This is a genomic window from Streptomyces coeruleorubidus, assembly GCF_008705135.1.
Taxonomy (GTDB): domain Bacteria; phylum Actinomycetota; class Actinomycetes; order Streptomycetales; family Streptomycetaceae; genus Streptomyces; species Streptomyces coeruleofuscus.
On sequence record NZ_CP023694.1, the window covers coordinates 8,778,190 to 8,793,430 of the forward strand.

Annotated in this window: 10 protein-coding genes; 8 read left to right on the forward strand and 2 right to left on the reverse strand. The window is 71.6% G+C overall.

Annotation, left to right across the window (positions count from 1 at the left end):
* The first annotated feature begins 59 nt into the window (after positions 1-59).
* Entirely contained in the window at positions 60-3,221 is a 3,162-nt protein-coding gene (locus CP976_RS39995) for an RICIN domain-containing protein (RefSeq protein ID WP_150484738.1), read from the forward strand.
* A gap of 54 nt (positions 3,222-3,275) precedes the next feature.
* Here the strand turns inward: CP976_RS39995 and CP976_RS40000 are convergent, their stop codons facing one another.
* Entirely contained in the window at positions 3,276-4,721 is a 1,446-nt protein-coding gene (locus tag CP976_RS40000) for a glyceraldehyde-3-phosphate dehydrogenase (RefSeq protein ID WP_150484739.1), read from the reverse strand.
* A 169-nt stretch (positions 4,722-4,890) separates the two neighbouring features.
* Between CP976_RS40000 and CP976_RS40005 the strand changes: the two genes are divergently transcribed.
* On the forward strand, positions 4,891-5,772 hold the full coding sequence (locus CP976_RS40005) for a hypothetical protein (RefSeq protein WP_150484740.1): 882 nt from the start codon (positions 4,891-4,893) through the stop codon (positions 5,770-5,772).
* Between the two features lie 344 nt (positions 5,773-6,116).
* On the opposite strand, the gene CP976_RS40010 is transcribed toward CP976_RS40005, so the two are convergent.
* Positions 6,117-7,490, reverse strand: coding sequence for a CitMHS family transporter (locus tag CP976_RS40010; RefSeq protein ID WP_150484741.1), 1,374 nt, complete (start codon positions 7,488-7,490; stop codon positions 6,117-6,119).
* Positions 7,491-7,664: 174 nt separating this feature from the next.
* Here CP976_RS40010 and CP976_RS40015 point away from each other — a divergent pair, with 174 nt between their 5' ends.
* The 6 genes from CP976_RS40015 (at position 7,665) to CP976_RS40040 (ending at position 15,210) form a co-directional block, all read left to right on the forward strand.
* Positions 7,665-8,588, forward strand: a complete 924-nt coding sequence (locus CP976_RS40015) for a LysR family transcriptional regulator (protein WP_150484742.1) — start codon at positions 7,665-7,667, stop codon at positions 8,586-8,588.
* Between the two features lie 140 nt (positions 8,589-8,728).
* Positions 8,729-9,934: a CaiB/BaiF CoA transferase family protein gene (locus tag CP976_RS40020; RefSeq protein WP_150485711.1), complete on the forward strand. Its 1,206-nt coding sequence runs from the start codon at positions 8,729-8,731 to the stop codon at positions 9,932-9,934.
* A gap of 220 nt (positions 9,935-10,154) precedes the next feature.
* On the forward strand, positions 10,155-11,369 hold the full coding sequence (locus CP976_RS40025) for an HpcH/HpaI aldolase/citrate lyase family protein (RefSeq protein ID WP_244403674.1): 1,215 nt from the start codon (positions 10,155-10,157) through the stop codon (positions 11,367-11,369).
* A 179-nt stretch (positions 11,370-11,548) separates the two neighbouring features.
* Complete coding sequence (locus CP976_RS40030; protein ID WP_150484743.1) at positions 11,549-11,986, forward strand: Fur family transcriptional regulator; 438 nt, start codon at positions 11,549-11,551, stop codon at positions 11,984-11,986.
* A 51-nt stretch (positions 11,987-12,037) separates the two neighbouring features.
* On the forward strand, positions 12,038-14,263 hold the full coding sequence (gene katG / locus CP976_RS40035) for a catalase/peroxidase HPI (protein ID WP_150484744.1): 2,226 nt from the start codon (positions 12,038-12,040) through the stop codon (positions 14,261-14,263).
* A 164-nt stretch (positions 14,264-14,427) separates the two neighbouring features.
* Positions 14,428-15,210 carry a carbonic anhydrase gene (locus CP976_RS40040; protein WP_150484745.1) on the forward strand — a complete coding sequence of 261 codons (783 nt, stop codon included), beginning with the start codon at positions 14,428-14,430 and terminating at the stop codon, positions 15,208-15,210.
* The last annotated feature ends 31 nt before the right edge of the window (positions 15,211-15,241 follow it).

The following is a 15,241-nucleotide window of genomic DNA, read 5'->3' on the forward strand; positions in this document are numbered from 1 at the left end:
AAAACATTCGGGAAACTCGATTGGTTCTGCGCGGTTCTGTTCGCTCTCGAAGGGAATTCATGTCCAGCAGACATCGCCTCGCCCGGGCACTGGCGGCCGGCGTCCCCCTGGTTCTCGGTGCGGGACTCGTGACCGCACCTCCTGCCGCTGCCGCCGAACCGCCCGGCAGCGCGGTCACGGTACGGATCGACCCGTCCTACCGGCAGCAGGAGTTCGAGGGGTGGGGGACAAGCCTCGTCTGGTTCGCCAACATCACCGGCCGCTACCCGGAACCCATCCGGCAGAAGCTCGCCGACATGCTGTTCGGTGAGGACGGCCTCCGCCTCAACATCGCGCGCTACAACATCGGCGGCGGCAACGCCCCGGACGTCCGCAAGGACTACATGAAGACCGGCGCGACGATGGACGGCTTCTGGAAGGCCCCCGAGGGCACCACCAGGGAGGACACCGACTGGTGGAACCCCGAGAACCCCGACCACTGGGACTGGTCCGCCGACCCGGGCCAGCGCTGGTGGGTGGACCGCGTCAAGAAGAAGATCACCCGCTGGGAGGCGTTCAGCAACTCCCCGCCCTGGTTCCAGACCGTCAGCGGCTACGTCTCGGGCGGCTTCGACGCCAACACCGATCAGATACGGGCCGACCGCGTCGACGACTTCGCCACCTACCTGGTCAAGGTGACCGAGCAGCTGGAGAAGAAGCACCGCATCAAGTTCGACACCATCGCCCCGCTCAACGAGCCCAACACCAACTACTGGGGCACCCAGATCGGCCCCGACGGACAGCCCACCGGCGGCCGCCAGGAGGGCGCGCACGCCGGCCCGGAGCTCCAGCAGAAGGTCGTCCTGGCCCTGCACCGCGCACTGGAGAAGTCGAGAACCCGCGCGACGATCTCCGCGATGGACGAGACCAACCCCAGCACCTTCGTCCGCAACTGGAACGCCTACGACAACTCCGCCCGCGCCGCCGTCGACCAGCTCAACGTGCACACGTACGGCACCGGCATGCGCACCAGCGCCCGGGACAGCGCCAAGGCCGCGGACAAGCCGTTCTGGATGAGCGAGGTCGAGGGCACCTGGGGGACCGGCACCGACTTCACCGGTATGGATCCGGGGCTCGGCATCGCCACCCGGGTCGTCGAGGACATCCGTGAACTGGAGCCGTCCGCCTGGGTGTTGTGGCAGCCCGTCGAGGACTCCATCCCTCAGGCGGCGGCCGGCAAGAACTGGGGCAGCATCCACATCCCGTTCAACTGCACCGCGAAGGACACCCTGGAGACCTGCCCGGTGCGGGCCAACACCAAGTTCCACACCCTGCGCAACTTCACTCACCACATCCGGCCCGGCGACCACTTCGTCAAGGCCGACGACCCCTCCAGCGTCGCCGCCGTCCGCAAGTCCGGCCGCGGGGCGACCGTCGTGCACGTCAACAGCGGCACTACCCCGCGTGCCGTGACGCTGGACCTCTCGCGGTTCAAGCGCGTCGCCCCCGGCGCCACCGTCACGCCCGTGGTGACCAGCGCCGGCGGAGCGCTCGTCCGCGGTACACCGGTGAAGGTGAAGGACGACTCCGCCACGGTCACTGTCCCGGCCAAGTCGGTCACCACCCTCCTCGTCGACGGCGTGTCCGGCACCGCCGAGGACGCCGCGCTCGTCCAGCCCGGCCACGTCTACCGCCTCCAGGGAGCCCAGAGCGGCAAGTCCCTGGCCCCGTCCGCCGACGGCGACGGCGTCGTCGTCCGTACGCCCGACCCGGCCGCCAAGTCCCAGCTGTGGTCCGTGAAACGGCTGACCCGCGGCGACGGCAACCGTGACCGCTACGCCCTCCTCAACGCGGAGACGGGCGAACGCCTCGCCGTGCGGAACGACGACGCCGTCCTGGAGGACGCCGACACACCGGCCGCGCAGTGGATCATGTCGACCACCGGAGACGGCACCTGGACCTTCGTCAACGCCGCCACGGGCCGGCTCCTCGACGTCGTCGGGCAGTCGACGGCGGACGGCGCCCGCGTGTCGGCCTTCCTTCCCACCTCCAACGCGAACCAGCGCTGGGCCGTGACCGACGAGACGGTGCTGCGTACCCAGCCGGCCGAGGCGTTCACCGTCCCCGGCCGCGCGCCCGAACTGCCCGGCACCGTGACGCCCGTCTTCCGGGACGGCGCCCGGGGCGCCCTCCCCGTGCGGTGGACGCTGCCCTCCGAGACACGCTGGAGCAAGCCCGGAACGGTAAGGGTGAAGGGCAGGGCGACCGACGCCCTCGGACGGACCGTCCGCGCCGAGGCGGTCGTCACCGTGGACACCATCGGCTCCACCCTCCCGGCCCGCGCCAAGACCTACACCGGCGGACGGCCCGACCTGCCCGCCACCGTCACCGGCGTCGGACGGCACGGCGGAACCGCCGAGCTCCCGGTCACCTGGGACCCCGCACCCGACGGCGCGTTCGACGACGCCGGAGTGGTGCCCCTGCGCGGCACCGCCCACGTCCCCGGCGGCACCGGGGCGGCGGCGACCGTACGCGTCCAGGTGACCGCACCCCGGGAGAAGAACGCCGCGCCCGACGAGGGCGTGACCGTCGGCGCGACGTACACCGAGAGCGGGTACTCCGCAGACGGCCTGCGCAACGGAAACACGTCCGAGAAGGCCTGGTCGAACTGGAGGTCCGGCACGAAGAACCCGTCGGACACCATCACCTTCACTCTGCCCGAGGCGCGCGATCTGACCCGGGTGGTGACCCACTTCCACCGCGACGGCACCAACGTCAGCTTCGCGGAGTCCCTCAAGGTGCAGGTGCGAGGGGCCGACGGCACCTGGACCGACGCGAGCGAGACCGTGTCCGTCGGCACCGAGGGCACACCCGTCGCCGACGTCCCGGTGCGCGCCTCCGGCCCGGTGACCGGGGTACGCGTGGTCATGACGGCCCGGCCGGGCGGCTACATCACCCTCGGCGAGATCGAGCTGTTCGCCAGGGCACCCGGCGCCTCCGCGGACGCCGCGGCCGCGTCGATCGAGGTGGACGGCGTGGCGATCGGCGGCTTCGACCCGGACCGGACCGCCTACCGGGTGACCACCGACCGCCCGGACCGGGCGAAGGTCACCGCCACACCACGTGACCCGTACGCGAAGGTCACCGTCCGCGAGGAGACATCACGCGTGGCCGTCGTGACCGTCAGCAGCGAGGACGGCTCGAAGACACGGCAGTACAGGATCGAGCTGACCCGCTCCTGAGGCATGAGAACGCGGGGCGTGCCAGCCGGACACGCCCCGCGTGGTCCCCAGGGCTCAGACCGCCGGAGCCGGGTACGTCGGGTACTCCACCCCGGACACGTGCTGTACGACACGGATGACCTGGCAGGAGTAACCGAACTCGTTGTCGTACCAAAGGTAGAGGATGGCGTTGTCGCCCTCCACCTTGGTGGCGCCGGCGTCGACGATCGAGGCGTGGCGCGAGCCGATGAAGTCGCTGGAGACCGCGTCGGGCGCGCTGATGAAGTCGATCTGGCGCTTCAGCGGCGAGGTCAGGGACACCTCGCGCAGGTAGTCGAGAACCTCCTGGCGGGTGGTCTCCCTCGCGAGCTGGAGGTTGAGGATCGCGATGGAGACGTCCGGCACCGGGACCCGGATGGAGCTGCCGGTGATCTTCGCCTTGAGGTCGGGCAGCGCCTTGGCGACGGCGGAGGCGGCACCCGTCTCGGTGATGACCATGTTGAGCGGCGCGCTGCGGCCCCGGCGCTCGGACTTGTGGTAGTTGTCCAGCAGGTTCTGGTCGTTGGTGAACGAGTGGACGGTCTCGACGTGGCCCCGCTGGACCCCGAACTCGTCGTCCATCGCCTTCAGCGGCGGCACGATCGCGTTCGTCGTGCAGGACGCGCAGGACAGGATCTGCTCGTCCGGCTTGATCGTGTCGTGGTTGACGCCGTGCACGATGTTCGGGACGTCGCCCTTGCCGGGCGCGGTCAGCACGACCTTGTCGATGCCGGGGCGCAGGTGCGTGGACAGGCCCTCGCGGTCGCGCCACTTACCGGTGTTGTCGATGAGGATGGCGTCCTTGATGCCGTACGCCGTGTAGTCCACCTCGGACGGGTCGTTCGCGTAGATGACCTTGATCGCGTTGCCGTTGGCGACGATCGTGCTGTTCGCCTCGTCGACGGTGATCGTGCCCTGGAACTGGCCGTGAATGGAGTCGCGGCGCAGCAGCGAGGCGCGCTTGACGATGTCCTGCTCCCCACCGCCGCGCACGACGATGGCCCGCAGCCGCAGACCGTTGCCCGACCCGGACTTCTCGATCAGCAGCCGGGCCACGAGCCGGCCGATGCGGCCGAACCCGTAGAGGACGACGTCACGCCCTTCGCGGCGCTCGATCTTGTTGGCTCCGGTGGCACCGGCGACGGCCTCGGCGGTGAACTCGGCGACGGACAGGCCGCGGTCGTCCTCGCGGTACGTCGCGGCGAGCATGCCGATGTCGATCTGGGACGGCCCGAGGTCGAGCTCGGCCAGGGTCTTCAGGAACGGCAGCGTCTCGGTGACCGAGAGCTCCGCGCCGGCGATCTGCCGGGCGAACCGGTGGGTCTTGAGGATGCTGACCACCGACTTGTTCACCAGGGAGCGGCTGTGCAGCAGGACGGTCACGTCCCGCTCCCGGTGCAGCTTCCCGATGATCGGGATCATCGACTCCGCGATCTCCTCGCGGTTCTTCCAGTTGGTGAACGAGTCGTCGTTGACAGTCACAGATCCATCTTTCGAGCTAGGCGGCGCTCATATGTTAAACCGTCGATTTCCGGATCATGAAGGGGGTGCCTCCGGAGCGCTCCGCCCCGCCGGAACGCCGCGCTCCACGAGCCCTTCGCGGCCTTGCCTGGGATGATCGGAACAGCGCCGCCACGCGAAAGGGACGCTCATGGACTTCGACGCTGTGGCCGACGAGTTGTACGCCCTGCGGCCGGAGGAGTTCACCGCTGCCCGGGCATCGGCCGTGGCCGCCGCCCGCACGGCCGGTGACCGTGAACTCGCCGACCGGATCGGCACGTTGCGTAAACCCAGCCTCGCCGCCTGGGCCAGCAACCTCCTGGTCCGCAGCCGGCCCGGCGATGTCGAGCCCCTGCTCCGCCTGGGCGAAGGACTGCGGCACGCCCACCACGCCCTGGACCGCACACAACTGCGCGAACTGAGCCGGCAGCAGCACGCGCTCATCCGCGCGCTGTCCGCTCAGGCCCGGCAGCTCGCCGTGGAGGCCGGCCATCCGATCGGCGAGGGCGTGCAGCGGGAGGTCGAGAACACCCTGCACGCCGTACTGGCCGACCCCGAGGCCGCCCAGGCATGGGCGAGCGGCCGGCTGGCCAAGCCGCTCAGCGCCGCTGTCGGCTTCCCGCTCGCGGAGAGCGCCGGCACGGAGAGCGCCACGACACAGCCTCGCCCGTCCGCCGCGACGGCCCCCTCCCGCCCGGGCCGCAAGGCCGGCGAGGAACAGCGGCGACGGCTGGCCCAGGCCCGGCGGGACGCCGAGGCCGCCGACCGGGAGCTGCGGGCGCTCAAGGACGAGGCCGCGGCCGCCGGCCAGGCCGCGGAGGAGGCGAAACAGCAGGTGTCCCGCCTCCAGGGGCGCGTCGACGAACTCACCGAGGAACTGGCCCGCACCAGGGAGGAGCACCAGCAGGCCCGCTTCGCGGAGCGGTCGGCCCGGGAGCGGGCGCGCACGGCCGACCGCCGGGTCCGCGAAGCCGACCGCAAAGCCGCGACGGCCGCCGCCCAGCTCGAACGCCTGACCTCATCGGACGCCTGACCTCATCGGACGACCGGTAGGCGCGCCGGTTCTCATGGGACGGGCCGGTTCTTCATGGGACGGGTGGGCCCTCATGGCCCGGGCCGGCTCTCGGCCGGGCCCCTGGACCGCACCGGACCGCACGGTGCCCGCGCCCTTCCCCTCCGGGAACCGGTCTTCCGTCGGCGCCGCTGTTCGGCCCGTACGGCCGTCCCGGCCGCCCGCGTCGCTCCGGGAGAGCCGCGCCGCGGACCTACGGCCCCACCGCCGCGGCTCGGCCGGCGTGGGACGGCCGAGGTCGGCCACGGCCAGGGGAGTGGTCCGGGCGGCCGCCCCGGGAGACCCAGCCCGGAGGTGAGCACCGATCAGAGGGACAGGGCGCCGGTCAGGACGGCGGCGGCGGTCATCACGAGCGTGGTGGCGAAGGCCCAGCGGAAGATGAACCGCTGGTGCTCGCCGAGCTGGACGCCGCTCATGCCGACCAGGATGAACGTGGCGGCGGTCAGCGGGCTGAGCGGGAAGCCCGTCGTCATCTGGCCGAGAACGGCGGCCCGGGCGATCTCGGCCGGGTCGGTGCCGAAGCCGTGGGCCGTCTCGGCCAGGACGGGCAGGACACCGAAGTAGTAGGCGTCCGGGGTGAAGACCAGGCTCAGCGGCATGCCCGTGACGGCCACGAGGACCGGGAGATGGCCGCCGACGGAGTCCGGTATCACGGACACGAGCGCCTCGGCCATGTCGTCGATCATCCCGGTCCCGGTCAGGACCCCGGTGAACACGCCGGCCGCGAAGATCATCGTCGTCACCAGGACGACGTTCTTCGCGTGCCGGTCCAGCAGTGCCTGCTGCTGTTCCCACGTGGGGTGGTTGACCAGGAGAGCCACCGCGAACCCGAGGACGAACAGCACGGGTAGCGGCATGACCTCCAGGATCAGCGCCACGAGGAGCACGACGGTCAGCAGCAGGTTGAAGACCGTCAGCCGGCGCGGCGCGGGCGCCGCGACCCGGACGGCACCCGGTCCGTCACCGGGCGCGGGGGCCGTCGCGGGCACCGGGTCGTCACCGAGGGTGGGGGCCGTCGCGGGAACCGGCTCACCCGCGGCGGTCTCCTCGCCCGGCCCGGTGAGAGCGCCGAGCCGTCGCCGCTCCCGGCGGCCGATCAGCCAGGACGCCACCAGGACCCACGCGATCCCGAACCCCATCGCGGGCAGCACGGGCGTGAAGACGTCCGAACTCTCCAGCTTCAGCGCCGCCATGGCACGCACCGTCGGCCCGCCCCAGGGAAGCATGTTCATCACGCCCGCCCCCAGGCAGACGACCCCGGACAGCACCAGCGGACTCATGCCCAGCTTCCGGTAGACGGGCAGCAGCGCGGAGACGGTGATGAGGAACGTCGAGGCCCCGTCGCCGTCCAGGGCCACGCACAGCGTGAGGACGGCCGTGGCGACGGTGACGCGCAGCGGATCGCCCTTGGCCAGCCGCAGCAGTCCGCGGATCAGCGGATCGAACAGGCCGGCGTCCACCATGAGGCTGAAGTACAGCACGGCGAACGCGATCATGATGCCGGTCGGCGCCACCTTCGACAGCCCGTCGAGCACCATCCCGCCCAGCTCGCCCGCGAACCCGCCCGCCAGCGCCGCGAGCACCGGAAGCAGCACCAGCGCGACCAGCACCGAGACACGTCTGGTCATGGTGAGCAACAGGAACAGGGCGATCGTGGCGAAGCCCAGGGCTGCCGGCATGGTGGCGCTCGCTTTCTCGGTCGCGGTCCCCGGCGCGGAGAGCGGGGTCTGGCGGGGCGTACGGGGATAGCCGAGAGTGTCCGAGCGCCGGATGATCCATGTCCAGCATCAAACCGGCATCTGTCGATGCGATCCACGCATCAATCGGCCCACTCTGACGTACGCTTCCCGGCCATGGATGCCACCCTGCGTCAACTGACGGCGTACGCGGCCGTCGCCCGGGCGACCAGTTTCACCGCGGCGGCCGCCCAGTTGGGCGTCTCGCAGTCGACCCTCAGTCGCGCGGTCGCCGACCTGGAGCGGCAGGTCGGCGCACAGCTGCTCGAACGCGACACGCGCAACGTGCAGTTGACCGCCGCCGGTACGGAGGCTCTGCGGATCGCCGAGCAGATACTCGGCGCCCACCGGGCCGGGATGAAGGAGCTGGACCGCTTCCTGCTCGGCGAGTCCGGCACGGTCGCCGTCGCCACCCTGCCCTCCGTCGCCGCGGTACTGCTTCCGCAGGTCATCTCCGGCTTCCGCACGGAACGGCCGCGCGTGGCCGTACGCCTGCTGGACGGCCTCGAACGGACCGTGCTGAACCGGGTCCTGTCCGGCGACGCGGACTTCGCGATCACCACGGTCGGTGTGCCGCCCGAGCGGCTGGAGCACCGCCCGCTGGTGCGGGACCGTTTCGTCGCGGTCCTGCGCGAGGATCATCCGCTCGCCGACCGCGACGAGGTCGGCTGGGCGGATCTGGCCCGCGAACCGTTCCTCGCCGTCGGACGGGACTCGAGCGTACGGCGGCTGACGGACGCCGCGTTCGGCCAGGTCGACGCGCACGCCGTCCCGGCCGCCGAGGCCGGCAGTGTCGCCACGGTGGGCGGACTGGTCGCCGCCGGCCTCGGCGTGAGCGCACTGCCCGCCCTGGTGCTGCCCCTGCTGGGCACCGGGCCCTTCGTGTTCCGGCCGCTCGTCGATCCCGTGGTCGACCGGCGCCTCGACATCGCCCTGCGCGCACGCCGCACCCTGCCGCGTGTCACCGAGCACTTCCTGGAGACGCTCGAGGACTTCCGTGCCCAGGGCAGGGACCTGCCGCCGGGAGTCACCTGGGCCTGAGCCACCGTCGAGAGCCGCGATTCATGCGCCGGCCGCATGGATTGATGGTCTTCTTTTGCTGGACAGGCATTTCTGCGCCTCGGCAGTCTGAAGAACCGGACCAGTTCAGCCGAGGGGACGCATCCGTGTCGGACAAGGACATGCCGAACACCGCCGGGCAGGGCCAGTTGTGCGGACTGAAGGTGGTCGAGTTCGCTCATGTGGTGGCCGGCCCGCTCGCGGGTTCGATGCTCGCCGACCAGGGCGCGGACGTGGTCCACGTCGAACCCCCGGGCGCCGGTGACGCCGCCCGTGCGATGGGCCCCCGGCGCAACGGTGTTCCCCTGTGGTTCAAGGTGGCCGCCCGCAACAAGCGCTCGGTCACGCTCGACCTGCACCACGAGTCGGGCCGTGCGGTCGCCCACCGCCTCGTCGCCTGGGCGGACGTCGTCATCGTCACCCTGCGCGCCGGGCGCCTGCGCCGCTGGGGCCTCGACTGGGAGTCCGTGCACCGGATCAACCCCAAGGCCGTCCTGCTCCAGATCTCCGGCTTCGGTGCCACCTCCAGCCAGGCCGACGCCCCCGGCTTCGGCAAGATGGGCGAGGCCCGCAGCGGCGTCGTCCACCTGACCGGTTCCCCGGACGGGCCGCCCGTCCACACCGGCTTCTCGCACGGCGACGCGGTGACCGGCCTGATGGGCGCCTATGCCGTCCTGGCCGCCCTCCACCGGCGCGACCACGACCCCGGCTTCGACGGCGAGTGGATCGATCTGGCCCTGTTCGAGCCGCTGTTCCGGCTCGTGGAATGGCAGGTCATCGTCCACGACCAGCTGGGAACCGTGCCGCAGCGCTCCGGCAACCAGCTCGCCGTAGCGCCCGCCGCCGTGATCAACACCTACCGCTCCCGCGACGGGCAGTGGATCACCGTGACCTCCGCGACCCTGCGCTCGGTGCGCAACGTGGCCCGGCTGCTGGGTCTGCCGGAGGAGGAGTTCGCGACGTCGGATCAACAGCACGCACGGCGCGGGGAGTTGGACGACGGGCTGCGGGTGTGGGTGGCCGACCGCACGGCCGCCGAATGCCTGGAGGCCTTCGCCCGCGCCGAGGTGGTGGCCTCCCGGGTGTTCGACGCGGCCGACATCGCCGCCGACCCGGTCTACGCCGAACGCGGCGACATCGTCACCGTCGACGACCCCGACCTGGGCGACGTCCGGATGCAGGCCGTCATCCCGCACTTCCGGCAACGCCCCGGCCACATCTGGCGCACCGGACCCGCGCTGGGGCAGGACAACGACCTCGTGTACCGGGACTGGCTCGGCCTGAGCGACCGGGAACTGGCCGACCTGGAGAAGAACGATGTCGTCTGAACCCCGCACCGGCGCTACCGGCGAGGCCCGCATGCCCGCCGCTGGTGGGCCCCGCCCGGCTGCGGCAGACGCCGCCTGCGCACCTGGCCCTGGTGACGGGCGCCCGGCTGCGACCGGCGGTGCCTGCGCGGCTGCTGCCGCCGGCGTCGCACGGGTGCCTGGCACCGGCGAGGTGGGTTCGCCGGGGACCGGCATGGCCGGCACGCCTGCTACTGACGGCGTGCGTCCGATTGCGGCCGCCCCGGCTCGCATGCCTGGCGAGGGCGAGGCCTGCGCGTCTGCTGTCGGTGAGGCGGGCCCGGCTGTCGGCGGCGTCGCCCGTGCGCCTGGCATGGGCGAGGTGCGTCCGGTCGGGACCGGCGTCGCCCGCGCGCCTGGCACTGGCGCGCGCCAGGCTGCCTCCGACGTCACCCGCACGTCGACAACCGACAAGCCGCGCGCAGCGACCACCGACACGCCTCGCACGCCCAGTGCCCATGAGCCCCGCTTCACAAGCACCGGCACCAACCGCCCACCCGCCACCCGCGAACCCCACCCCACCACCCCGCCCCGCCCCCCACTCCGCTCCCTCCTCTTCGTCCCCGGTCACCGCACGGACTGGCTGCCCAAGGCGCGCGCGGCCGGGGCCGACGCCGTCGTCCTCGACCTGGAGGACGCGGTTCCCGCACCCGACAAGCCGCTCGCCCGGGCCCGGGTGGCCGAGGCCCTGGCGGAGGCCGCCGCGGAACCGGCCGGCGGCATGGCCCTGTTCGTCCGCGTCAACCCGCTCGGCGACTGGACCGCCGCCGAGGAACTGCGTGCCGTCGTACGCCCCGGACTGGCCGGGGTGGTCCTGCCCAAGGTGCACACCGCGGTCGACGTACGGTTCGCGGACCGCCTCATCGGCTGGTGCGAACACGAACGCGGCCTGCCCGCCGGCACGACGGCCCTCGTCCCGTTGCTGGAGTCGGCCCGCGCCCTGCACGACGCCTACGACATCGCCGCCGCGGCCCCCCGTGTCGCATACGCCGGAGCCCTCACCGCACCCGGCGGCGACGTGGAACGCGCCGTCGGTTACCGGTGGAGCCCGCAGGGCACCGAGACCCTGGCCCTCCGTTCCCGCGTCCTGCTCGACGTCCGCGCCGCCGGAGCGCCGTGCCCGGTGACCGGACTGTGGACGGACATAGCCGACCTGACGGGCCTGCGTGCCTGCGCCGAGCAGAACCGTGCCCTGGGCTACGAGGGAATGATGGCGATCCACCCGACCCACGTCCCTGTGATCAACGAGGTCTTCAGCCCCACGCCCGAGGAACTCGACCACTACACCCGACTCGTCGCAGCCGTGGAGTCGGCCCAGCGCGACGGCATCGGCGCCCTCACCTTCGAGGGCCGGATGGTCGACGAGGCCATGGCCGAAACGGCACGGGTGGTGCTGGCGCGACACGCACACGGCTGACACCATCCCGCCACCGCGCCGAAGCCCGATCATCGATGCTGTGACGGAGGTCACAGTGTGCCAACAAGGGTGCAGCGCCAAGGCGTACACGCGCCACGCCCGGTCGCACCTGCGCGACACCAAAATTGAACTGTTCGTTTTCTTGAACCGCTCGTGTTTGTGCGGATAGGTTGTCCGCCATGACCGCATCCCGGACCCCGACCACCGCCGAGGAACTGCGCGGTGCCGGCCTGAGAGTGACGGCCGCCCGCGTCGCACTGCTCGAGGCCGTGCGGGACGGTGACCACCTCGGCGCCGAGGCGATCGCCTCCGAGGTGCGCGGCCGCGTCGGCCACATCTCCGTCCAGGCCGTGTACGAGGGGCTCCACGCACTCACCGCGGCGGGACTCATACGCCGCCTCGATCCCCCCGGCAGCCCGGCCCTCTACGAGGGACGGGTCGGCGACAACCACCACCACCTCGTGTGCCGCTCCTGCGGGACCGTCGCCGACGTCGACTGCGCGGTCGGCCACGCCCCCTGCCTGACCGCGTCCGACGACCGCGGCTTCGCCGTCGACGAGGCCGAGGTCATCTACTGGGGCCTGTGCCCCGCCTGCTCCACCGCCCTCAGTTCCTGAGCGATGTGATCCACCCGAGCACCGCGATCCACCCCGTCCGGAAGGATTTCCATGACTGAGAACCACGACGCGATCGTCACCGACCCGAAGCAGGAGGAGACGAGCGGCGGCTGCCCCGTGGCCCACGGCCGCGCGCTGCACCCGACCCAGGGCGGCGGCAACCGTCAGTGGTGGCCGGAGCGCCTCAACCTGAAGATCCTTGCCAAGAATCCCGAGGTGGCCAACCCCCTCGGTGGGGACTTCGACTACGCCGAGGCGTTCCAGTCCCTCGACCTCGCGGCCGTGAAACAGGACATCGCCGAGGTGCTGAGCACCTCGCAGGACTGGTGGCCCGCCGACTTCGGCAACTACGGCCCCCTGATGGTCCGTATGGCCTGGCACAGCGCGGGCACCTACCGCATCAGCGACGGCCGCGGCGGCGCCGGCCAGGGCCAGCAGCGCTTCGCCCCGCTCAACAGCTGGCCGGACAACGGCAACCTCGACAAGGCCCGCCGTCTGCTGTGGCCGGTCAAGAAGAAGTACGGCCAGAGCATCTCCTGGGCCGACCTCATGATCCTCACCGGCAACGTCGCCCTGGAGCAGATGGGCTTCGAGACCTTCGGCTTCGCCGGTGGCCGCGAGGACGTCTGGGAGCCCGAGGAGGACGTCTACTGGGGCCCCGAGACCACCTGGCTCGACGACAAGCGCTACACGGGCGACCGCGAGCTGGAGAACCCGCTCGGCGCGGTCCAGATGGGCCTCATCTACGTCAACCCGGAGGGCCCGAACGGCAACCCGGACCCGATCGCCGCGGCCCGCGACATCCGTGAGACCTTCCGCCGCATGGCGATGAACGACGAGGAGACCGTCGCCCTGATCGCCGGTGGCCACACCTTCGGCAAGACCCACGGCGCGGGCCCGGCCGACCACGTCGGCGCCGACCCCGAGGCCGCCTCCATGGAGGAGCAGGGCCTGGGCTGGCGGAGCACCTACGGCACGGGCAAGGGCGGGGACGCCATCACCTCCGGCCTGGAGGTCACCTGGACCTCGACGCCGACCCAGTGGAGCAACGGGTTCTTCAAGAACCTCTTCGAGTTCGAGTACGAGCTCGAGCAGAGCCCGGCCGGCGCCAACCAGTGGGTGGCCAAGGACGCCCCGGAGATCGTCCCGGACGCGCACGACTCCTCGAAGAAGCACCGCCCGAAGATGCTCACCACCGACCTGGCGCTGCGCTTCGACCCGATCTACGAGCCGATCTCCCGCCGGTTCTACGAGAACCCGCAGGAGTTCGCGGACGCCTTCGCCCGCGCCTGGTTCAAGCTGACCCACCGTGACATGGGCCCGAAGTCGCTGTACCTCGGCCCGGAGGTCCCGGAGGAGACCCTGATCTGGCAGGACCCGCTGCCCGAGGCCGAGGGCGAGGCCATCGACGACGGGGACATCGCGACCCTCAAGACCAAGCTGCTGGAGTCGGGTCTGTCCGTCTCGCAGCTGGTGTCCACCGCCTGGGCCTCAGCGTCCACCTTCCGCGGCAGCGACAAGCGCGGCGGTGCCAACGGCGCCCGCATCCGCCTGGAGCCGCAGCGCGGCTGGGAGGTCAACGAGCCCGACGAGCTGGCCCAGGTCCTGCGCGTCCTGGAAGGCATCCAGCAGGAGTTCAACTCCGGCGCCGGTGCCAAGAAGGTCTCCCTGGCCGACCTGATCGTCCTCGGTGGCTCCGCCGCCGTCGAGAAGGCCGCCAAGGAAGCCGGCTTCCAGGTGGAGGTTCCCTTCGCCGCGGGCCGTGTGGACGCGACGGAGGAGCACACCGACGCCGAGTCCTTCGAGGCGCTCGAGCCGACCGCCGACGGGTTCCGCAACTACCTCGGCAAGGGCAACCGCCTGCCGGCCGAGTTCCTGCTGCTCGACAAGGCGAACCTGCTGACCCTGAGCGCCCCCGAGATGACCGCCCTGGTGGGTGGCCTGCGAGTGCTGGGCGCCAACTACCAGCAGTCCCAGCTCGGCGTGCTCACGAAGACGCCCGGTTCGCTGACCAACGACTTCTTCGTCAACCTGCTCGACCTGGGCACGACGTGGAAGGCGACCTCGGAGGACCAGACCACGTTCGAGGGCCGCGACGCCGCCACGGGCGAGGTCAAGTGGGCCGGCAGCCGCGCCGACCTGGTCTTCGGCTCGAACTCCGAGCTGCGGGCGCTCGCCGAGGTCTACGCGAGCGACGACGCGAAGGAGAAGTTCGTGAACGACTTCGTCGCGGCGTGGGTCAAGGTCATGAACCTCGACCGGTTCGACCTGGTCTGATCACACCCGCCTGACAGGACGCCCCGGGCCCGCCGGCCCGGGGCGTCCCGTGTTGTCTGAGGGATCGTCAAATCCCGTTCAAGGTAAGAACATCACTTACCCAACTCTCACCATGAAACGGCAAGGAACGCGTCTGCGCCCGGATTCGGGCATACGTTCTGGCCGTGAACACTGATTCCGCTGCCCACAGAGGCGCCGGCCGTGAACCGCACCCCTTCGCCGGTCCACGGCCGACCACCGGCGGCCCCGTCCGCCGCACCCTCCTGCGCACCGCACTGACCGGTGCCGCCGCCCTCGGCACGGGCCTCGCCGCCGCCCGCCCGGCCACCGCCGCCACCCCCACCCGGAGCGCGCCCCCGCGGCCCGGCACCCCGGGCGAGGCCTGGCGGGAACTGGCCGCGGGCAACCGCCGCTGGTGCACCTACCGGGAACGCCACCCGCACGAAACGCCCGCCGTGCGGCGGACCCTGACCACCGCCCAGCACCCCTTCGCGGTCGTCCTCGGCTGCATCGACTCGCGCGTGCCCCCGGAGCTGGTCTTCGACCAGGGCCTGGGCGACCTGATGACCGTCCGCACCGCCGGCGAGGTCCTCGACGAGGCCGTGCTCGGCAGCGTGGCCTACGGCGTGCTGGAACTCGGCATACCCCTCGTCGTCGTGCTGGGACACCAGTCGTGCGGCGCCGTGCGGGCCGCCGTCGAGGCCGAGGAGTCGGGGGGCCGCCTGCCCGCGCACATCCAGTACCTGGCCGACCAGATCAGCCCCGCCATAGACCATGGCCAGGAAGGCGACGCGCGCATCGACGCGACCGTCGACGCCAACGTCCGGCTCGTGCGCTCCAAGCTCGTGGCGGAGCCCGACCTCGCCGCCAGGATCACCACCGGCCGGCTCGCGATCGTCGGCGCCCGCTACGAGCTGACCGACCAAAGGGTCCACCGCCTCGCCTGACACCCCGCCCGGTCCGCCGCACGCGACGGCG